At 50.0% G+C, this 19,183-nt stretch carries 16 protein-coding genes and 2 tRNA genes; 2 read left to right on the top strand and 16 right to left on the bottom strand.

Features of this window, described 5'->3' with window-relative positions; translation table 11 throughout:
* Positions 1-333: 333 nt before the first annotated feature.
* The 9 genes from abc-f to leuB all read right to left on the bottom strand — a co-directional run bounded on the left by abc-f (position 334) and on the right by leuB (position 9,781).
* Positions 334-2,202 (bottom strand): ribosomal protection-like ABC-F family protein, encoded by a 1,869-nt coding sequence (gene abc-f / locus ACQKPA_RS23260; RefSeq protein ID WP_427494884.1) that lies wholly within the window; start codon positions 2,200-2,202, stop codon positions 334-336.
* 541 nt (positions 2,203-2,743) lie between these two features.
* Positions 2,744-2,814, bottom strand: a tRNA-Gly gene (locus tag ACQKPA_RS23255).
* A 70-nt stretch (positions 2,815-2,884) separates the two neighbouring features.
* Positions 2,885-2,958 (bottom strand) — tRNA-Pro (locus tag ACQKPA_RS23250).
* Positions 2,959-3,139: 181 nt separating this feature from the next.
* On the bottom strand, positions 3,140-4,102 hold the full coding sequence (locus ACQKPA_RS23245) for an aldolase catalytic domain-containing protein (protein ID WP_071222679.1): 963 nt from the start codon (positions 4,100-4,102) through the stop codon (positions 3,140-3,142).
* Positions 4,103-4,243: 141 nt separating this feature from the next.
* Positions 4,244-5,758: a leucyl aminopeptidase gene (locus ACQKPA_RS23240; protein WP_427494882.1), complete on the bottom strand. Its 1,515-nt coding sequence runs from the start codon at positions 5,756-5,758 to the stop codon at positions 4,244-4,246.
* Between the two features lie 84 nt (positions 5,759-5,842).
* On the bottom strand, positions 5,843-6,967 hold the full coding sequence (locus ACQKPA_RS23235) for an ATP-binding protein (RefSeq protein WP_194544328.1): 1,125 nt from the start codon (positions 6,965-6,967) through the stop codon (positions 5,843-5,845).
* A 333-nt stretch (positions 6,968-7,300) separates the two neighbouring features.
* Positions 7,301-7,708, bottom strand: coding sequence for a hypothetical protein (locus ACQKPA_RS23230; RefSeq protein WP_015737147.1), 408 nt, complete (start codon positions 7,706-7,708; stop codon positions 7,301-7,303).
* 282 nt (positions 7,709-7,990) lie between these two features.
* Positions 7,991-8,530 carry a peroxiredoxin gene (locus tag ACQKPA_RS23225; protein ID WP_009593058.1) on the bottom strand — a complete coding sequence of 180 codons (540 nt, stop codon included), beginning with the start codon at positions 8,528-8,530 and terminating at the stop codon, positions 7,991-7,993.
* Positions 8,531-8,704: 174 nt separating this feature from the next.
* On the bottom strand, positions 8,705-9,781 hold the full coding sequence (gene leuB, locus ACQKPA_RS23220) for a 3-isopropylmalate dehydrogenase (protein ID WP_427494880.1): 1,077 nt from the start codon (positions 9,779-9,781) through the stop codon (positions 8,705-8,707).
* An 863-nt stretch (positions 9,782-10,644) separates the two neighbouring features.
* On the opposite strand from leuB, the gene ACQKPA_RS23215 reads away from it, so the two are divergent.
* The gene (locus tag ACQKPA_RS23215) at positions 10,645-11,625 is read left to right on the top strand and encodes an aldo/keto reductase (RefSeq protein ID WP_427494878.1); all 981 of its coding nucleotides are present in this window, start codon (positions 10,645-10,647) and stop codon (positions 11,623-11,625) included.
* A gap of 269 nt (positions 11,626-11,894) precedes the next feature.
* On the opposite strand, the gene ACQKPA_RS23210 is transcribed toward ACQKPA_RS23215, so the two are convergent.
* From ACQKPA_RS23210 to ilvB, 4 genes are all read right to left on the bottom strand, one after another.
* Positions 11,895-13,433, bottom strand: coding sequence for a 2-isopropylmalate synthase (locus tag ACQKPA_RS23210; protein WP_071222674.1), 1,539 nt, complete (start codon positions 13,431-13,433; stop codon positions 11,895-11,897).
* A 168-nt stretch (positions 13,434-13,601) separates the two neighbouring features.
* On the bottom strand, positions 13,602-14,594 hold the full coding sequence (gene ilvC / locus ACQKPA_RS23205; RefSeq protein WP_009589347.1) for a ketol-acid reductoisomerase: 993 nt from the start codon (positions 14,592-14,594) through the stop codon (positions 13,602-13,604).
* Positions 14,595-14,755: 161 nt separating this feature from the next.
* The gene (gene ilvN / locus ACQKPA_RS23200; protein ID WP_071222673.1) at positions 14,756-15,241 is read right to left on the bottom strand and encodes an acetolactate synthase small subunit; all 486 of its coding nucleotides are present in this window, start codon (positions 15,239-15,241) and stop codon (positions 14,756-14,758) included.
* Between the two features lies 1 nt (position 15,242).
* On the bottom strand, positions 15,243-16,985 hold the full coding sequence (ilvB, locus tag ACQKPA_RS23195; protein ID WP_427494877.1) for a biosynthetic-type acetolactate synthase large subunit: 1,743 nt from the start codon (positions 16,983-16,985) through the stop codon (positions 15,243-15,245).
* A gap of 598 nt (positions 16,986-17,583) precedes the next feature.
* On the opposite strand from ilvB, the gene ACQKPA_RS23190 reads away from it, so the two are divergent.
* The gene (locus tag ACQKPA_RS23190; RefSeq protein ID WP_071222671.1) at positions 17,584-18,033 is read left to right on the top strand and encodes a GNAT family N-acetyltransferase; all 450 of its coding nucleotides are present in this window, start codon (positions 17,584-17,586) and stop codon (positions 18,031-18,033) included.
* Here the strand turns inward: ACQKPA_RS23190 and ACQKPA_RS23185 are convergent, their stop codons facing one another.
* The 3 genes from ACQKPA_RS23185 to rpmI form a co-directional block, all read right to left on the bottom strand.
* A complete protein-coding gene (locus ACQKPA_RS23185; RefSeq protein WP_427494876.1) occupies positions 18,034-18,375 on the bottom strand; it encodes a hypothetical protein in 342 nt (113 codons plus the stop codon). It lies immediately after the preceding gene.
* Between the two features lie 204 nt (positions 18,376-18,579).
* Positions 18,580-18,939, bottom strand: coding sequence for a 50S ribosomal protein L20 (rplT, locus tag ACQKPA_RS23180; protein WP_071222669.1), 360 nt, complete (start codon positions 18,937-18,939; stop codon positions 18,580-18,582).
* A 30-nt stretch (positions 18,940-18,969) separates the two neighbouring features.
* Positions 18,970-19,170 (bottom strand): 50S ribosomal protein L35, encoded by a 201-nt coding sequence (rpmI, locus tag ACQKPA_RS23175; protein ID WP_007127239.1) that lies wholly within the window; start codon positions 19,168-19,170, stop codon positions 18,970-18,972.
* Between the last annotated feature and the right edge of the window lie 13 nt (positions 19,171-19,183).

Here is a 19,183-nt window from a genome sequence, read left to right as displayed (position 1 = left end):
TAACCAAGGCGGTAAAAGCCTTAGCCCCGAGTATGCCTCATCATGCTCACTTGACCGACGTAACGAATCGGACCCGTTACCCCCTACTGACCGGCAGCATGCCGTGTTCAGGGAACTGCTCCGGAGCGAACTTCACTAGCCTGTTTCTATTAGGGACACTCTCAATCCATGGTATCCCTTCCCTGTAAAGAGGCACTAGCTACTTTTCTCCATCCACGCATTTGTTACATATGCAAATATATAGGGTTTATTATATGCAACCTTTCGGGATATGGCAAGTTTCATTTCCCCATTTTAACCCCATCCTGCAGATTTTAATCGCGATCCCTGATTTTATTCCGACTGAAGCCTAGCCAGCTCAGCCCGGAGCTCCCTGATCTCGGCAAGCCAGCTTCCCCCGTCCCCGGGTTCAAGATCTTCGGCTGACAAGCCCAGTAATTCCTGAATCCGGTATTCAAGCTCCATCCGCCGATTATCCTTCTCTGTATCTCCCTTGATCACGCCTGTCCGCGAGGCCTGTTCTTCCTCCTCGTCCATACTTCCCTCGAACCAAACCGGAGCTTCCCCGGGCGTCAGCGTAAGCAGTCGGTTCGCGATTTTGCGCACGAGATACCGGTCATGGGATACAAGCGCAATCGCACCGGGAAAACTCACGAGCACTTGTTCAATCACCTCGCGGGTATCCACATCCAGGTAATTCGAAGGTTCATCCAACACGAGCAGATGCGCCCCGCTGAAGTACAGCTTGAGAAAAGCCGTTCTGCACTTCTCCCCCATGCTCAGCTGTCCCATTTTCTTAAACACATCGTCCCGCCTGAAGAGGAATGAGCCCAGCAAAGTACGGGCACGACTCTCCGTCATTCCCGGAATGACAAGCAGACTGTCCAGCAGCGTGGTTTCGGGTTCCAGCCCCTCAAGCTCCTGTGAGAAATAACCGATCTTGACGGAAGGACTTCGGGTAATCCGGCCTTCATGAGGTTCGATTTCGCCCAGAAGCAGCTTAAGCAGTGTCGTTTTCCCGCTCCCGTTAGGGCCTCTTACGGCCAACCGATCGCCGCGGTTCAGATAGAAGGTAAGCTTATTAAAAAGCTGTTGATCTCCGTAGCCAAAACAGATATCCTTCACTTGGACGAGGGTACGGCCGCCGAAAGCCTCTCCTTCCAGCTCCATGTTCAGCTTGGGACCGTTTCGCGGTTTATCCACCCGCTCTGCTTCCAGCCGTTCCAGCGCTTTTTCCTTGGCATGATATCTTGAGATGTTCTTCTTGGCCTTGGCCTTGTAAAAGCTGGCGGTGATCTTGACGTCATTAACGTCCCCGGCCGCGTTATGCGCTTTATGGAACCATTCCTCATATCTTCGGATCGATTCCTCCAGCGCTTTGCGGGCCAGCTCCTGCTTCCGGTAAAGCGTCTCCTGCTCGCGCAGCTCCCTTTCCTTTTCGCGGCGGTAATCCGTATATCCTCCCCGGTAACGCCGGAGTTCCTCCGAGGTCAGCTCACATACGGAGGTTGCTACCCGGTCGATGAATTCCCTGTCATGGGATACAAACAACACGGTGCCTTTATAGGATGATACCAGCCACTGCTCCAGCCAGACCAAGCTGTCACTGTCCAGATGGTTCGTGGGCTCGTCAAGCAGTAAAAATTTCGGTGCCGATACAAGGAGTCCTGACAGCATGACCTTCGTCTTCTGGCCTCCGCTCAGCTCGCGGTAAGACACAGGCCATACCTCCGGTCCGATGCCCAGCATCGTCATCGCTTTCTCCACCTCGGTCTCCCACTGGAAACCGTTCTGGGACTCGTAACGCTCCAGCAGATTGCCATATTCCTCAAGCAATGATTCCATCTCTGCAGCGCTGCCGCCATTCATCTGCTGCTCAACGCCGGAAAGCTGAAGCTTCAGCTGCCATAACGAAGGGTGGCTGCGGCTGCGCACCGTATCGATGGCACTCCTCTCGGTTTCGTCCGGCTCATCCTGCTGCCTGAGCCAGCCCCAGCGCTCTCGTGGGAGAATCGTCTCCACAACGCCTGAGGCAGGTTCCAGCTCGCCGGCCAGAATCGAGAGGAGCGTGGTTTTACCAGTGCCGTTGCGCCCGTACAGCGCAATCCGCTCTCCTTCTGCCACCTCCAGCTGGATACCTTCAAACAACGGCCTTCCTTGGAGTTCCATACTTATATCTTTCGCTTTTAGAATCATGGTCATATCGCCTCATCCTCTCTCTTTGGAAAAACTAAAAAACCGCAAGCGATGGCCTGCGGCGGATATCATGAGAGAGGATTGGTTCTGATCTGAATAACGGGACGAACGCGCGCCACAGCACACTTCCTTCGGCTGTTCATTCCAGGCCAGCCCTGACGGTATTGAGATGTTAGGCTCTATACCCTCGGCGTGTCAGCGAAAGCTGCAATCCGTTCCATATATGTGATTGTTTTGCATAAGGGTAGCCGTTTCGACATAACAAAAAGAGGTACCCCAGTCACATTGTTCAGACACACCAAATCTCTCCCTCTACCGCCGTAGAGAAACGCCTGCAAACCACATGCAGTTGTTTTTAGAGAAAAGGGTGTCTTACTTCATTGGACTAGGTTACCTCGCATTCTTGGAATGAAATTATGGCCATTATAACAGATATCCTTACGATGTAAAAGGGTTATTAGCGGAATCTATATATTTGATTGCCTTCACATTTCGAAAAAAAAGAAACAAAAAACCCTTGTCACCAAGGGTTTCCGGTTCTAACGTAAGCGGGTGATGGGAATCGAACCCACGCTACCAGCTTGGAAGGCTGGAGTTCTACCATTGAACTACACCCGCATATCAACCCACAAAAGTGGTTTTTATGCTTTGAAGCATATTCCGATTACTTTTGCGAGGCATAAGCGAATCGGGACGACACGATTTGAACATGCGACCCCCTGGTCCCAAACCAGGTGCTCTACCAAGCTGAGCTACGTCCCGATAGTGAAGATGCTGTCTTTTGAAGACAAAAATAAATATACCACGCTGAACACGTAATTTCAACATGTATTTTATGGAAAATGGATCACCCGGATAAAAAAGCAAACAGCATCCTTCCAAGGAGGGAAAGATGCTGACATTACCTTGACCTGATACGAGCAGCGCTGCAAAAGGACATTGCCTATTTTTTGTCGAAAGTCACTTCCGGTGTCGTCAATTTATCATAAAAATCCACAATTTTGTCTTTATCGTCCGAAGCACGGAGGGCCATGGCGGAGCGTGGATGTTCGTCCAGGGTGCCTGTAATCATGTAAGGCATGATATAACCCCACTCTTCTTTTTCACGAAGTGGAATCATGTAGCGCTCGATAATATCCAGTACCGGACGCAGCTCATACTTGGTGCCTTTCAGATGGGTAACCAGAAGCTCGGTCGGGCAGTTGCCGGCCGCACGTCCCATCCCGTATACGGATGCATCCAGAAGCTCAACGCCAAGGTCTGCAGCGACCAGCGTGTTGGAGAACGCCAGCTGCATGTTGTTATGGGTATGAACGCCCAGGCGTTTGTTCGGCAGATGCGTTTTGAACTTATTTACAAGGTATTCCATATCTTTATGATCAAGGCTTCCGTAAGAATCGACGATATACACCACATCCACGACGCTCTCCCTGATCAGCTCAAAAGCTTCCAGCAGCTCGTTCTCCATTACGTTGGAGAGGGCCATAATGTTGAGCGTCGTCTCGTAACCACGATCATGGAAGGTCTGTACCAGCGCAAGCGCCTTATCCACGTCTTTAATGTAACAAGCGACACGGATGAGATCCAGCAAGCTTTCCTCACGCGGCAAAATATCGTCTTCATCCACACGGCCGATATCTACAAGTGCGGACAGTTTGGTTTTACCTTTATGAGGAATGACTTCTCTGAGGAATTCATCATCCAGAAAACGCCAAGGGCCCGCCTGATCAGCGCCTTTCAGCAGTTTAGGCGAATTTTTATAACCGATTTCCATATAGTCCACGCCAGCCTCATTTAGGCCCGCATATAAATTTTGTACAAATTCTACACTAAAATCCCAGTTATTTACCAGTCCGCCATCGCGAATGGTACAGTCTACAATCTTTGTCTGACTACTCTTAATCATCTAAGCTAAACTCCTCTCGGCAATTTTTCTCTTCATCATACTTGAATGCCGGTTGAAAAGTAAAGCAAAAACGTCCGAAGGACGGACGTTATTCAAAGGGATATGGGACTGCCGCTGCTTCTTCAATTCATAACAAACGCTTCAATTGACGACCTGGGCCTGCTTGAGGATCCAGTCGGTGATGGTGCGGACGAGCACGCCGGTTGCCCCTTTGGGATCCACGCCCCGCTCCTTGGATAGGTATGCCGTACCTGCTATGTCAAAATGCACCCAAGGCAGCCCCTCAGCAAATGTCCCCACAAAAAGACCGCCCGTTATCGTCCCGCCTTCTCGGCCCGTTTGATTTCGTAAATCCGCCACCTCACTCTTCAGTTTATCCCAGAACTCCGGATAGGATGGCAGCGGCCATATTTTTTCGCCGGCCCTCCGGCTGGAGGCAATAAGTTCCTGCAAAAAAGTCTCATCATTGGTTACGGCCCCAGTGGCGATATCCCCAAGAGCCGAAACGACAGCCCCCGTCAATGTGGCCACATCAATTAATCGCGAAGCCCCGAGCTGCTTGGCGTAGGTAATTCCGTCCGCTAGCACGATACGGCCCTCGGCATCCGTATTCAATACTTCGATGGTGCGACCGCTCAGTGTCGTGACGATATCGCCGGGTTTAAAGGCACTACCACTCATCACATTCTCCGCTGTCGGAATCACCATTACTACATTTACTCTGGGGCGAATCCGTCCTAATGCTTCCATAACGCCCAGCACGGTGGCCGCCCCGCCCATATCACTGATCATATCCTCCATCCCAGATGCCCGCTTCAGCGACACGCCACCGGTATCAAACGTAACCCCCTTGCCAACAAGGCCGACAACATCCTCCCACGTCTCCCGTCCCTGATAACGGATCGCGATCATGCGCGGTGGATGGATGCTGCCTTTGCCTACGGCCAGGAGGCCACCCATACCCTTCTCGTCTATGGCGTCCTCGTCCAGTACCTGGGCTTCGAAGCCATACCGTTTCGCCAACTGAAGCGCCTTCTGGGCCAGGTCTTCCGGCAGCAGCATATTGCCGGGCAGATTCGTCAGGTCTCGTGCCAGGCAGGTTGCTTCTCCAATCGCTGCGCCTAATGACATTCCCTTCGTCCACCCTGCTTCAAATTCTGCATCCATATCGCCTTCTATATAATAGAGGATTTCTTCTAAATTCGTTGGCTCGGAAGCATCACGCTTATAATGCGGTTTCCGATAGCTTCCGAGGATAAACCCTTCAGTTAAAGCCTGAGCAGCATCTTGCGGAGTCTGTTCGGCGGTAAAGTTAACCATCGTATTTGGCATTTGAATGGCGGCACTGCGTACACCCGATCTCCCGACGGCTTTTACTGCCTGTGCTGCAAGCAGCCGCAGCTGCTCGGATGTCAGAATTCCTTCGGGACGTCCCAGCCATATTAACAAGCGTTCTCCGCCTTCGATGCTCTCGGGCCATACGAATGACCGATTCGGAGTGCCATCAAATAACCGATTCTCGACCAACTGTTTGAGCAGTGGATCCCAAGACTCGGAAACACCGCCTTCCGCCGCTTGTTTTTTCGTTACGGGGACAATGATGGCATCGGTATGCACTTGCCCGGATGATAAACTGCCCTGTAATGTCCACTTCATGCGTTCATCTCCTCCTAAAAAAGAAAAAGCCATTCCATCGGAACAGCTGCTCTCGTATTCATTTCAGGCACGTATCGTACAATCTTAGACTTCCGAAACGTCCAGCTTGGGAAAAGTAATCACAAACTCCGTTCCGGCACCAACCTGACTATCCACGGCAATCGAACCGCCATGGTTTCTGATAATACTGTAACTTACGGATAATCCAAGCCCCGTTCCACTCTCCTTCGTTGTGAAGAACGGGTTGAACAGATGGTTCAGTGTATTCTGATCCATGCCGCCACCGTTATCCGATATGCAGATGTTGATATGTTTCCCCGTATCACGGGCTGAAATATCAATCACGCCGGTGATATTCTCATCATGATGCTCATTAATCGCATCCAGGGCATTTTTAATAATATTCAGAATCACCTGTTTGATCTGCTTCACATCCACGGATATAAACGCAGGCGGGGTCTTATCGGTATGCAGATTAATCTGGCATCCCTTCATTAAGGCTTCACTTTCAGTTAGCAGAACAACTTCTTTCAATAAAGAGGATACAGACACAATCTTGGTTTCTGGAGCCGAGGGTTTGGAGGAATTTAGAAATTCATATATAATATCATTCGCACGATCGATCTCCGTAAGTATAATTCTGGCATACTCGTCCTTACCTAAACTTACGAGATGCGGACGAAGCAGTTGGATGAAGCCACGGATGGAGGTGAGCGGGTTGCGTATCTCATGGGCAATGGAGGCCGAGATCTTTCCCAGCATGGCCAGCTTATCATTCTGATAAGCGGTTTGCTCAATTCGTTTGAAGTCGGAGACATCCTTCACACTGATCAAAAAATCGCCTTCCATCTGGTCCCCATAGGTCATCGTGATCAGCCACGATCGGCCATATTCATCAACCAATTCATGAAATCTCTTGCGGTGGAATACCGTTTCCCGAAAAATGCGAAGTATTTTTCTCTTCTTAAATCTGGAGAGCTGGGGATGTCGCAATAGTTGGGTCAGAGTACAGCCAGTCAGCGATTTACGGGATACACCTAACAATTTTGCCATCTGTACATTAACAAATGCCAACACACCGTCACTATCAAAGAGGATGATCCCGCTGTCGAGATTCTCCAGTATGTTCTCATACTTGTTCCTAATAAGCTGGCTGGAATGAAAAGAACGAATTGCCTGCAGCTCAGATTCACGGATTTGACTCAACAAGATGGCTCCCCCTTTTCATGAAAAGTTGAACTCACCAAACCGACAAAAAAACCTTGCAAACATCAGCTTGTCCGTCTTTGAATCAGAAGCAGCCCGAATCTGCTTCCTTCCATGATAGTCATCGAGACAAAGAAACGTCAATCAGAAATCCTGTCGAAAAATGGGAAATTGCATAAAAATACCATCCATGGTGCTTATGTATTTCTGCTTATGTAATGTATTTAACACCTATTTCCAAACAACAAAACAACTAATATAAACATTACCCCCTTTTGTTTGATTTGAAACATTAAAAAAGCCCCGGTTACTCACGAGGCTTTTTTAATTCCTGGATTAAGGCTGCTTCTGGAGCCGGAGCCTGCGCTGACTCATTACGGCAAGCCGTCTTTTCAGTTCGCCCTGCCACTTCTCATCCTCCATCCATTTGGCAACCACCAGGAGATCTAACGACATATCAATCTGACTCTGAACCACCGTTAGCGGATCCTCCGACTCCCGGTTGACAACATTCTCAAAAATCGCATCCTCATCTTCCATCACATAATCCTGAAAATCCACCTGGGATGCTCCGTCACCATGGGCATATTCAGCTAATATCTCATACTCATTCTCAACCCGATGATGTACCTCCACGCGATGGCAGACCGGACAAGACAGCAGGGGAACATTATGTACTTGAGTGCGATAATGCTTCAGTGTACCCTTTGTACCCATCATACTAGCCCCACAGCAAAAACTCATATCGTTCACCCTCCTTTTGTGGATTCTCAACCGTTTCAAAATATTGTATTCGCTTTCACTCCCGCTAATTCCTTCATGAAAAGAACCTCGATTAAAATTTTAGGCACGATTCCCTAAACAAAAGTCCGTAAGCCTATATTTAAATTATATATCAACGCAAGAGCGGTTCACTAAACAAGAGTCTTCCCCTATTTCATCCAATAAAATCAGAGGTGAAAAAACCCCCACTACCTGCACATAATGTCAGATAATGAGGGTTGCCTTAACTTTAACGAAATGGAATTACAGGTTGCTGTCGCCTGGTTTCCAGTTCATAGCGCACAATCCGCCGGATTGAAGTGCTTGAAGAACGCGAAGCGTTTCTTCTACGCTGCGGCCTACGTCGTTATGGTTAACAACTTGATATTTCAATTCGCCTTCTGGATCGATGATGTACAAGCCGCGCAGAGCAACGCCTTCTTCTTCGATCAGAACACCGTAGTCTCTTGCTACGTTTTTGGTGATGTCGGAAGCCAGCGGGAAGTTCAATGCTCCCAGACCATTAGCTTCTTTAGCGGTGTTGATCCAAGCTTTGTGGCTGTGGATAGAGTCAACACTTACACCCAGAATTTCAGTATCCAATGCTTTGAATTGATCATAAGCATCGCTGAGAGCCGTGATTTCAGTTGGGCATACAAAAGTGAAATCAAGTGGATAGAAGAAGAATACGAGCCATTTGCCGCGGTAGTCGGACAGGCTTACTTTACCAAAATCTTTACCGTCTCCTGATACAGTTTCCATTGTAAAATCAGGAGCCGCTTTACCAACCAAACGTTCTGCCATGATTGAATTCCTCCTTAACATATGTAAGAAAATACGTGTATTTCCTACATGCTATGTTCCTATGAACATTTAATAGAAATGTTATCATTGAGGCTAATCAAAGTCAAGATTGTAGATGTTACTTTATTATAATTATTATAAATAAGGATTTTCTTTGAACGAATGCTTCCTCTATTAACGGATAGCCGCAGCGATCAAATCGCCCATTTCTGTCGTACTGAGCGCTTTGCTCTTGTCCACAGCAATGTCTGCTGTACGATGTCCGGCATCAAGCACCTCGGCAACTGCGCGTTCAATTGCGTCTGCCGCATCCTCGTAGCCGAACGTGAGGCGGTACATCAGCGCTACGGACAGAATCGTTGCGATCGGGTTTGCCAAGCCTTGACCGGCAATGTCCGGTGCCGAACCGTGTACCGGCTCGTACAGGCCGAAAGCACCCTCGCCCATGGATGCGGATGCCAGCATGCCGATGGAACCTGTCAGCATGGCTGCTTCATCGCTTAGAATGTCGCCGAACATGTTCTCGGTTACGATCACGTCAAAGCTGGACGGGCGGCGCAGAAGCTGCATCGCGCAATTGTCTACCAGCACATGCTCCAGCTCCACGTCCGGATATTCAGGGGCGATGCGGTTTACCGTTTCGCGCCACAAGCGGGACGTTTCCAGCACGTTCGCTTTATCGACGGAAGCCAGCTTCTTCCGGCGCTTCTGTGCAATCTCGAAGGCTTGATGAACGATTCGCTCTACCTCCGCCGTATTGTATACGCAGGTATCGACCGCTTCTTCTCCACCGGCGCCTTCACGTCTGAATTTCTCGCCGAAGTATATGCCTCCTGTCAGCTCACGAACAACCATCAAGTCAGTGCCTTCCAGAACTTCAGGCTTCAATGTGGATGCATCCTTCAAGCAATCGAAAATGACAGCCGGACGCAGGTTGGAAAACAGGCCAAGCTCTTTACGGATGCCAAGCAATCCGGTTTCCGGGCGAAGCTCCTTCGAATTGTTGTCCCATTTCGGTCCGCCTACCGCACCAAGCAATACAGCATCGGCGCTTTTACATACGCTCAGCGTTTCCTCCGGGAGCGGCGTTCCTTTCTCGTCAATCGCAATGCCGCCAAATAATGCATGTTCCGTTGTGAATGAATATCCGAACACCTCTTCGGTACGTTTAATGATCTTCTCCGCTTCCGCTACTACCTCAGGACCGATGCCGTCTCCGGCGATTACCGCGATTTTTTTCGTTTCTGCCATTCTTCGTCACTCCTTCATTTATATATACACTGGTCGTATTTAATCATCTAGTTACTGTTGTAACATACTTCCCCCTTGATTGACCAAGATATAGAAACTATGAACTTAATTCGTTTTGCCTATAAGTAGGGGGAATGTGATCAGGGAGATGGCAGCGCCGAAGAGTTGTGCAGAAGCTTCGATGAGGTAATATCGTTGAGAGCGACTTAAAACGAGTGAGGCTTAATTCGAGAGCAGCTTATGCGAGAGCTTCGAAGAGTTAATGTGGTTGGCTCCGATTACGTATCGTTCCTCCAATCGCTGTTGTCGCCGAATTTCTGGATTGTATGTTAAGGGTTGAAATTCGGCTCCAAAGGCGACCGCTCCGCTTTTCCGGAATCGATTCGTCCTCTCCGCTGCTTCGAAGCTAATGGATTGGCAAGTCACTGGAGAAGAGAGCACATCTCCCTGATCACAAGGGTGGTGGGAGTTGGAAGAGCCGCCCTATGCATAAAGCATGGGGCGGCTCTTGAAAGTAACATCTTGAAGGGAGTTTCGGTTACTCCTGGGCTTTTTTTGCTGTGTGCTTTGCTCCTACACTTGTCCTTACTCACTTCTTACTCCTTGCCCCTACTCCTTACCTCTTCATCCTTGACCCTACTCCTTGCCTCTGCTTCTTGCTGCTCCCCCCCCCCCACACTCTCTGCTTTCTGCTCTTGCTCTTTAAATTTGGCGAATGAATTAAACAGATCACTCGCAAGTCGGCTTTCAGTACAACCATATTAACGTTTCCGTAACGCCGTTAGTTACATTTTTCTTCCAGTACGCTACAATAGGGGTGAATTTGTCTTATACCCTAAACGACCAAGGAGTGATCATCGATTATGAAGTACGCAGCTCTAGGTAAATCCGGTATGAAAGTAAGTCGTCTGTGTTTGGGGACAATGAATTTCGGTCCTGCTACGGATGAAAAGGAAGCCTTCCGCATCATGGATGCAGCGCTTGACGCCGGCGTCAATTTCTTCGATACGGCGAACATCTACGGCTGGGGCGAGAATTCCGGCCTGACCGAAACCATCATCGGACGCTGGTTCAACCAAGGCGGAGGTCGCCGCGAGAAAGTCGTTTTGGCTACCAAATTCTACGGCTCCATGAGTGATCCTCTGGATGGCCCCAACAATGAAGCCGGGCTGTCGAGCTATAAACTTCGCCGTCATCTCGAAGCGTCGCTGAAGCGTCTGCAGACAGACCATATCGAGCTGTACCAAATGCATCACATCGATCCTTCCGTCACCTGGGACGAGCTGTGGGGCGCTTTTGAGGTTGCGGTTCACCAAGGAAAAATCGGGTATGTCGGATCCAGCAACTTTGCCGGCTGGCAGATTGCGGTTGCGCAGGCCGCGGCCCAGAGCCGTCACTTCCTCGGTCTCGTTTCCGAACAGCACAAATACAGCCTGACCTGCCGATTGCCGGAACTCGAAGTGCTTCCCGCTTCGCAGCAGCTTGGGCTCGGCGTCATTCCATGGAGCCCGCTGGACGGTGGACTGCTGGGACGCAATGCGCTTAAAAAAATTGAGGGCTCTCGCAGTGGGGGCAATGCGGAGCGCGTGGAGAAACACCGGTCGCAGCTGGAACAGTTCGCCGCACTCTGTCAGGAGCTCGGCGAACCACAGGATAACGTCGCCCTTGCCTGGGTGCTTAAGAACCCGGCGGTTACGGGACCGATTATCGGGCCGCGCACGCTGGAACAATTCGAAAGCTCTCTGCGCTCGCTTGAGATTGAACTCGATGAATCCGTTATGAAGCGTCTGGATGAAATTTTCCCGGGTCCGGGCGGAGCCGCTCCGCAGGCCTATGCCTGGTAAAATAATAAAGATACCAATTTCAACGCCTTCAACGCCCAAACGAAACGCTGTCTGATCTCGTTGATCAGCTGCATCAAGCCGGTATCGGCAGACTGCTATAAGAGTTAACGGTTAGGTGCTAGTGTTTGATACCAGCATTCATGACCGGCCAACAGCATCATAAAATAAATAAAGAGGAGCCGCTTTAACAGCGGCCCCTCTTTTTCTTTGGATATTTCCTGCAGCGCAAAACGATGCGATTCAGAGCTACCATGTACTCTAAGTATGGATTACAGCGTAGCGCGCTCGCGCCGGCTAAACGTTTTGCGTTTCTCGATCAGGACGTTAACCGCATCGACGTAGGCTCGTGCGCTCGCTTCCAGAATGTCGGTGCTCAAGCCGCGGCCTTGCGCAGCCACGTCGTTTTGCGACAGCACGACATGCACTTCACCTTGAGCATCCTTGCCGTGCGTTACCGATTTGATGGAATAATCCGCAAGCGTAACTTCTTCGCCGGTCACCTTGTCGATCGCGTTATAGATCGCGTCGACGGAACCGTTGCCCTCGGCCTCTTCCTCAATCGTCTGCTCCGCAGTCGCAATACGAACCCGCGCCGTCGGTGTGGATTCATTGCCGTAAGCAACAAAGATCGTTTCCAGCTTGAACACTTCCGGTGTATCGATCAGTTTCTCTTCCAGCAGAGCCAGCAGATCCTCATCGGATACTTCCTTCTTCTTGTCGGCGAGCACCTTGAATTTGGCGAATGCGTCATTCACCTGTTCTTCGCTCAGCTCATAGCCCAAATCCAGCAGCTTCTCCCGGAAAGCATGACGGCCGGAGTGTTTGCCTAACACCAGCTTGCTTTCTTTGAGCCCGATAGACTCCGGCGTCATAATTTCGTAGGTCGTCTTCTCTTTCAGCATGCCGTCCTGATGAATACCGGATTCATGAGCGAACGCGTTCGCGCCGACTATCGCTTTGTTGCCCGGTACGACCATACCGGTCAGCTTGCTTACAAGGCGGCTCGTGCGGGCGATTTCCGTTAGTGCCAGCCCCGTCTTCGCTCCAAAAAACTCGGAACGCGTCTCCAGCGCCATCGCAATTTCCTCAATCGCGGTATTGCCTGCACGTTCACCGATTCCGTTGATCGTGCCTTCGATCTGATCGGCCCCGTTCAGAATGGCGGCAAGAGTATTCGCCGTCGCCATGCCCAGATCGTTATGGCAATGCGCGCTCAGTTGCACCTTCTCGATATCCGGAACATTTTCCTTCAAGTATTTGAAGATAGCCCCGTACTCCGAAGGATTCAAATAACCCACGGTATCCGGAATGTTAACGACATTGGCGCCTTCCCTTACAGCCATGCCAACGACCTCAGCCATGAAATCCAGCTCCGTCCGGCCGGCATCCTCCAGGGAAAACTCCACCTTGGAAAAGTATTTCTTTGCGTAACGGATCGAGGCCTGCGCCGTTTCCAGCACCTGCTGCTTCTCCATCCGCAGCTTGAACTTGCGGTGAATCGGGGAAGTCGCCAGGAATACGTGTATGCATGGATCCTGTGCTCCCTGAAGCGCTTCGCGAACCGCATCGATGTCACTCTCTCTTGAACGTGACAATCCAATGACCGTGACGTCTTTAACCGCGCGTGCCACTGCGTTCACAGCAGCAAGGTCACCGGGTGACGCCGCTGGAAACCCTGCTTCCATGCGGTCGATTTTCAACTTTTCGAGTTGAAGGGCGATTTCCACCTTTTCCCGAGTGTTCAAATTCACGCCAGGAGACTGTTCTCCATCTCTCAGCGTTGTATCAAAAACATAAATCTTTCGCATGTCGGCACCTCCTTGAAGTTTATCGCTTGACGTAAACATCCGGCGGCAGGTTGACTTAATCCCCTGCCGCCGGCTGCTTTAATCTAACGGGTCCCATGCAGCAGCACCATCCATCTCATGCTTGACTGCTCCATACCCGGAAGAATTCCTTATGAATTCTATATATTCTTATTTCTTGATCCAATGCATCATTTCGCGTAGCTCCGCACCAACCACTTCAATCGGATGCTCGGACTCATTGCGGCGGGTAGCTGTCAGGAAAGCGCGTCCCGATTGATTCTCAAGGATAAAGTCGCGAGCGAATTTACCTTGTTGAATATCGGAGAGGACTTCTTTCATTGCCTTCTTCGTATCTTCGGTTACCACACGCGGGCCTGTTACATAGTCGCCGTACTCCGCCGTGTTACTGATGGAGTCGCGCATGCTTGCAAGACCACCCTCATAGATCATGTCCACGATCAATTTCAACTCATGCAGACACTCGAAGTATGCCATTTCCGGTGCGTATCCAGCTTCAGTCAATGTTTCGAAACCGGCTTTAACCAATGCGGATACACCGCCGCACAATACCGCTTGCTCACCGAACAAGTCTGTTTCGGTTTCTTCGCGGAAGGAAGTTTCGATAACGCCTGCACGGGTACAACCGATACCTTTTGCATAAGCAAGTCCGATCGCCTTGGCTTGTCCAGTTGCGTCTTTCTCGATTGCAATCAATCCAGGTACGCCAAAACCTTCAACATACGTACGGCGAACCATGTGGCCCGGGGATTTAGGAGCAACCAGAAGGACATCGTTGTCTTTAGGAGCTACGATTTGACCAAAATGAACGTTGAAACCATGGGAGAACATCAGTGCCGCGCCTTTTTTCAGGTTTGGCTCGATATCGTTCTTGTACACCGCTGCTTGCGTTTCGTCCGGCATCAGAATTTGTACTACATCCGCACGGCTAACGGCTTCCGCTACAGGGAGTACTTCGAAACCATCGTTTTTCGCTTTGTCGAACGACTTGCCTTCACGAAGACCAATGACAACCTGAAGTCCGCTGTCGCGCAGGTTTTGCGCTTGAGCATGACCTTGGCTTCCATAACCGATAACCGCGATTGTTTTGTCTTTTAACACGCTGAGTTCTGCATCTTGTTCATAATAAGTAGTAATTGCCATTTGTATAAGTCCTCCTTTGATTTTAAAGACCCTTCATGATGAGCGGGTATCTCAATAGACCGCTTTCCCGATCTGCTGAGACACCCGCTCATGCCATGCAGGTGTCTAACGCTTATATTGCAATAACTTTGTCATCCGGATAAAAGAAAAACGTAAAATCATTACGCGTTACCGCGAATCATCGCGGTAACCCCGGTACGGGAAAGCTCCTGGATGCCATACGGCTTAAGCAGCTCGATCATGGCATCGATTTTGACGGTATCGCCAACCACCTGAACCATCAGGTTGGCTGTGCCGATATCCACGACGGATGCGCGGAACGTCTCGACAACGCCCATAATTTCCGGTCTGGCCGATGGCTCGGCTTTTACTTTGATCAGGGCGAGCTCTCTGGCTACCATCGGTTTCGAGCTCAGATTAATGACTTTAATGACATCGATCAGCTTGTAAAGCTGCTTCTCCACCTGTTCCAGCGTCGTTTCATCACCCGTGGTTACGATAACCATCCGGGACAAGCCGGATTCCTCCGACTGCCCCACGGTAATGCTCTCGATGTTAAAGCCCCTGCGTCCGAATAACCCGGAAACGCGCTGCAGGACACCCGGCTGGTCGTTCACTAGTACGGCAATGGTATGTTTTGTACTCATCTTACGCATCCCCCATCAGCATTTGATCGATTGTCGACCCTTGCGTCACCATCGGATACACGTTCTCGCCTTTCTCAACAACGAATTCAACGAGGACGGGTCCCGGTGTTTCCATCGCTTCCGCCCAAGCACGCTGTGCTTCTTCTTTCGTCGTGGCGCGAAGTCCTTTGACACCGTACGCTTCGGCCAGCTTAACGAAATCAGGGCTGCCTGCCAGATCGATGTGGCTGTAACGGTTATCGTAAATGAGCTCCTGCCATTGACGAACCATGCCGAGCACTTGGTTGTTGATGACAACGATTTTCACCGGAATGTTGTTGATGGCGCAGATGGCCAGTTCTTGCGAACACATCTGCATGCCGCCGTCTCCGTTGATCGAAATGACCAGGCGGTCCGGATGCGCCATCTGAGCACCGATCGCGGACGGGAATCCGAAGCCCATCGTTCCGAGTCCGCCGGAGGTGATCCAGGAACGCGGCTGGTTGAACTTGTAATACTGCGCGGCCCACATTTGGTGCTGGCCAACGTCAGTCGTTACAATGGCTTCGCCCTTCGTAGTATCGTTCAGCATTTCGATAACCCATTGCGGCTTCAGCACCGTATCCGAATCGACGTAACGGAATGGGTATTCGGCTTTCCATTTTCTGATCTGGTCTCTCCAGGCATCTGCTTTCGCAGCGTATGGAACGAGCGGATTCAGCATCTCAAGCACGGTCTTCACGTCTCCGACAATCGGGATATCGGTTGGCACGTTCTTGCCGATCTCAGCCGGGTCAATATCGATATGAACAATCTTCGCATGTGGCGCAAAACCATCAAGCTTGCCTGTAACCCTGTCATCGAATCTTGCCCCGATGTTGATCAACAGGTCCGACTGCTGAATACCATGGTTCGAGGTGTAGGTTCCGTGCATACCCGGCATTCCTGTCCACAGATCATGGCCGCTTGGGAAGGCACCCAGACCAAGAAGCGTTGTCGTGATCGGAATCCCGGATTTGTTCACGAATTCGTACAGCCCCTCATGAGCTCCGGAGTAAATCACGCCGCCGCCAGCTAGAATCATAGGACGCTCGGCTTCCTCAATCGCGCGGGCTAATTTATCCAACTGAAGTTTGTTAGGTACCGTCCGAGGATTATATCCTCTCAGTTGAATTCGTTCTTCCGGCTGGAACAACGTCGTTGCCGCGGATACATCCTTTGGAATATCGATCAGTACCGGACCTTTGCGGCCGGTAGAAGCGATATGGAAGGCTTCGTGTATTACCCTTGGCAGATCCTTTACATCTCTTACCAGATAGCTGTGTTTCGTAATCGGCATCGTGATGCCTGTAATGTCCGCTTCCTGGAATGCGTCCGTACCGATCAGGGTTGTTGCAACGTTACCGGTTATCACAACGAGTGGAACGGAATCCATGTAAGCTGTTGCGATACCGGTCACAAGGTTCGTTGCCCCCGGTCCTGAAGTCGCTATGCACACACCGACTTTGCCGCTTGCGCGAGCGTAACCGTCAGCTGCATGAATGGCGCCTTGTTCATGACGGGTCAAGACGTGATTGAAGTCCTCAAAACCATACATGGCATCGTAGATGTACAGGACCGCTCCGCCCGGATACCCGAAGACGCATTCGACACCTTCGAGCAGAAGACTCCGAAGCAAGATTTCCGATCCGGTAATCACTTCAGGCTTCAACCATTTCTCTCGTAATTGTTCTGTAGACCGCACTTCTGGAGTTTGCGCGCTCATCAGTCATCCTCCTCTCAAATATTGGCACTCTTCATTCAAGCAACAAAAAAACCTTCCGTCGCCACACCCGGAGTATCTCCGTGTGAGGGACGAAAGGTTTAGCTTCCGTGGTACCACCCATGTTTGCCCTACACTTCGCAGTGTAAAGCCTCAGCAGGTATGAAGAACACAATGAACACAGCTCTTCAATATCTGCAGTCCGTAACGTGGACTAAGACGATTCCCCCTAATAAACGCTGTCACGACTTAATGCGATAAAGTCATAGCGTAGCATCTTTCAGGGAAACAGCTCCGAGGTGAGCTCGTATAAAAGGGGTTTTGGTGGTGGTTTCAGCTGATCCATCCACTCTCTGAGCAAAAGAGCCCTTTAAACTTCGTCCTCATCATTGCCGATTGGATATATTCGTTAAAATGTTTAGAAACATTATATGATTCATTCATTCCAGAAGTCAACACATTTATTTTACTTCCGATGAAAGGTTTTCATTCACAAATGGAGCAATCCCTTCCCTTCCTTGGTGCAAAACACGCTCTTAAACCCTGCTACATATGATAAATAGAGCTATCCTTAATAGCGGTGAAGGGAGGAAACAACACGATGATCCGCTATCGAAAACCGGAGCAGGATGATCCGATGATTCTACAACTCATTGAGTCCCAACTCGTCCCGCTTTCCCATATGACCAAAAAAGAGCTGGACATCATCCGCAAGGATATTCCCTCGCGATTACGACGCGGCGTGACCCTTGTAGCTTCGCCTCAGGATAACGATAAAATCATTGCTTTTATCCACTTTATGATGCACGGCGAACTGCTGTATATTGATATGCTGGCCGTCGCATCCACCGCACAGCGAAGACGGTGGGGTGTCCGATTAATGGAGCATGCCGAACGTTTCGCTGTATCCCGCGGATGCAAACGGGCCAAGGTTATGGTGGATATTGGAAACCAGACCGGCCTTAACTTTTACCGAAAGCTCGGCTACACGGTTACAAGAATCATCGAACCGAGCCGCTGTTATGAGCTAGAGAAGATTTGGTTCCTCTAATTACCAAAAGAAACCTGGCCCAAAGCCTGGCCCGAATGCGCCATACCCCGGCCCGAATCCGCCGTATCCCCCATGGTAGCCTGCCGGATATCCACCGAATCCGCCACCATAGCCTCCACCGAACGCATAAGGTGCCGTCCCAATGGCAAGAAGGTCAAACAATGCGAGCGGAAGAAACGCCTTGGTTCTCACCTTTTTCCCCTTGGTTGCCGGTTCTACAAAAAGGCGGTTGCCGGAAACGCGTACCAGCTTGCCTGTCACCATCGTCCCGTCCTTCTTATACGCAACGATCTGTTTGCCCACATATGATTTCACTTTTGCCTTGCTGACAGGCTTGTGCATAAGATCCCTCCTCAGGTAATATACATTTCAATCTATTCCGGAAGGAGTTCCCTTGCTTGTTTCATGGCCCTTACGATGGCTAAAGATAGGTGAAAAAGCTCGTCCTGCCAGCATTCAACGTTTACGATTCTTATGTATGACGGACAGGAGCGGAAAATAAAAAAACCGCCGTAATATTACGGCGGTTTCTTCATACACGTATAATTAAGCGTTCACTTTTTCTTTAGCTACAGTAGCCAAAGAATTGAACGCGTTCAGATCATTAACAGCCAGATCAGCCAGCATTTTACGGTTAATGTCCACACCAGCAAGCTTCAGACCATGCATCAATTTGCTGTAAGACAGACCGTTTTGACGAGCAGCCGCGTTGATACGAACGATCCACAATTTACGGAAATTACGTTTCGTAGTACGACGATCCCGGTATGCATAAACGAGGGATTTCATTACCTGCTCGTTCGCTGTTTTAAAAATGCGGTGTTTGGAACCGAAATAACCTTTCGCAAGCTTCAATACTTTTTTATGTCGACGACGAACGACAAATCCGCCTTTAACTCGTGCCATATCAAAAGACCTCCCAATAATTGTTGTTTACTATTTCAAGTTAGCCAGACCTTGCTTCAAACGTTTAACATCTCCAGGCGCCATAACTGGGCTATTGGACAATACGCGCTTCGCACGCTTGGATTTGTGGGAAAGCAAGTGGTTTTTGTAAGCTTTATAACGTTTAACTTTACCAGTACCAGTAATCTTGAAGCGGCCTTTCAGGCTGCTATGTGTTTTCATTTTAGGCATTGTAGTACTTCCT

The organism is Paenibacillus sp. NPDC093718, assembly GCF_050279985.1.
Taxonomy (GTDB): Bacteria; Bacillota; Bacilli; order Paenibacillales; family Paenibacillaceae; genus Paenibacillus_AQ.
The sequence above is the reverse complement of the archived record's forward strand: the minus strand, read 5'-3'. Positions and strand labels throughout refer to the sequence as shown.

What these genes read in the sequence shown, in the direction of transcription:
- rplT (WP_071222669.1), bottom strand. Translation starts at nt 18,939, where the DNA reads ATGGCACGAGTTAAAGGCGGATTTGTCGTTCGTCGTCGACATAAAAAA.
- ACQKPA_RS23225 (WP_009593058.1), bottom strand. Translation starts at nt 8,530, where the DNA reads ATGGCAGAACGTTTGGTTGGTAAAGCGGCTCCTGATTTTACAATGGAA.
- rpmI (WP_007127239.1), bottom strand. Translation starts at nt 19,170, where the DNA reads ATGCCTAAAATGAAAACACATAGCAGCCTGAAAGGCCGCTTCAAGATT.
- ACQKPA_RS23230 (WP_015737147.1), bottom strand. Translation starts at nt 7,708, where the DNA reads ATGAGTTTTTGCTGTGGGGCTAGTATGATGGGTACAAAGGGTACACTG.
- ACQKPA_RS23190 (WP_071222671.1), top strand. Translation starts at nt 17,584, where the DNA reads ATGATCCGCTATCGAAAACCGGAGCAGGATGATCCGATGATTCTACAA.
- ilvB (WP_427494877.1), bottom strand. Translation starts at nt 16,985, where the DNA reads ATGAGCGCGCAAACTCCAGAAGTGCGGTCTACAGAACAATTACGAGAG.
- ACQKPA_RS23210 (WP_071222674.1), bottom strand. Translation starts at nt 13,433, where the DNA reads ATGCGAAAGATTTATGTTTTTGATACAACGCTGAGAGATGGAGAACAG.
- abc-f (WP_427494884.1), bottom strand. Translation starts at nt 2,202, where the DNA reads ATGACCATGATTCTAAAAGCGAAAGATATAAGTATGGAACTCCAAGGA.
- ilvC (WP_009589347.1), bottom strand. Translation starts at nt 14,594, where the DNA reads ATGGCAATTACTACTTATTATGAACAAGATGCAGAACTCAGCGTGTTA.
- ACQKPA_RS23215 (WP_427494878.1), top strand. Translation starts at nt 10,645, where the DNA reads ATGAAGTACGCAGCTCTAGGTAAATCCGGTATGAAAGTAAGTCGTCTG.
- ACQKPA_RS23185 (WP_427494876.1), bottom strand. Translation starts at nt 18,375, where the DNA reads ATGCACAAGCCTGTCAGCAAGGCAAAAGTGAAATCATATGTGGGCAAA.
- ACQKPA_RS23240 (WP_427494882.1), bottom strand. Translation starts at nt 5,758, where the DNA reads ATGAAGTGGACATTACAGGGCAGTTTATCATCCGGGCAAGTGCATACC.
- ilvN (WP_071222673.1), bottom strand. Translation starts at nt 15,241, where the DNA reads ATGAGTACAAAACATACCATTGCCGTACTAGTGAACGACCAGCCGGGT.
- ACQKPA_RS23245 (WP_071222679.1), bottom strand. Translation starts at nt 4,102, where the DNA reads ATGATTAAGAGTAGTCAGACAAAGATTGTAGACTGTACCATTCGCGAT.
- leuB (WP_427494880.1), bottom strand. Translation starts at nt 9,781, where the DNA reads ATGGCAGAAACGAAAAAAATCGCGGTAATCGCCGGAGACGGCATCGGT.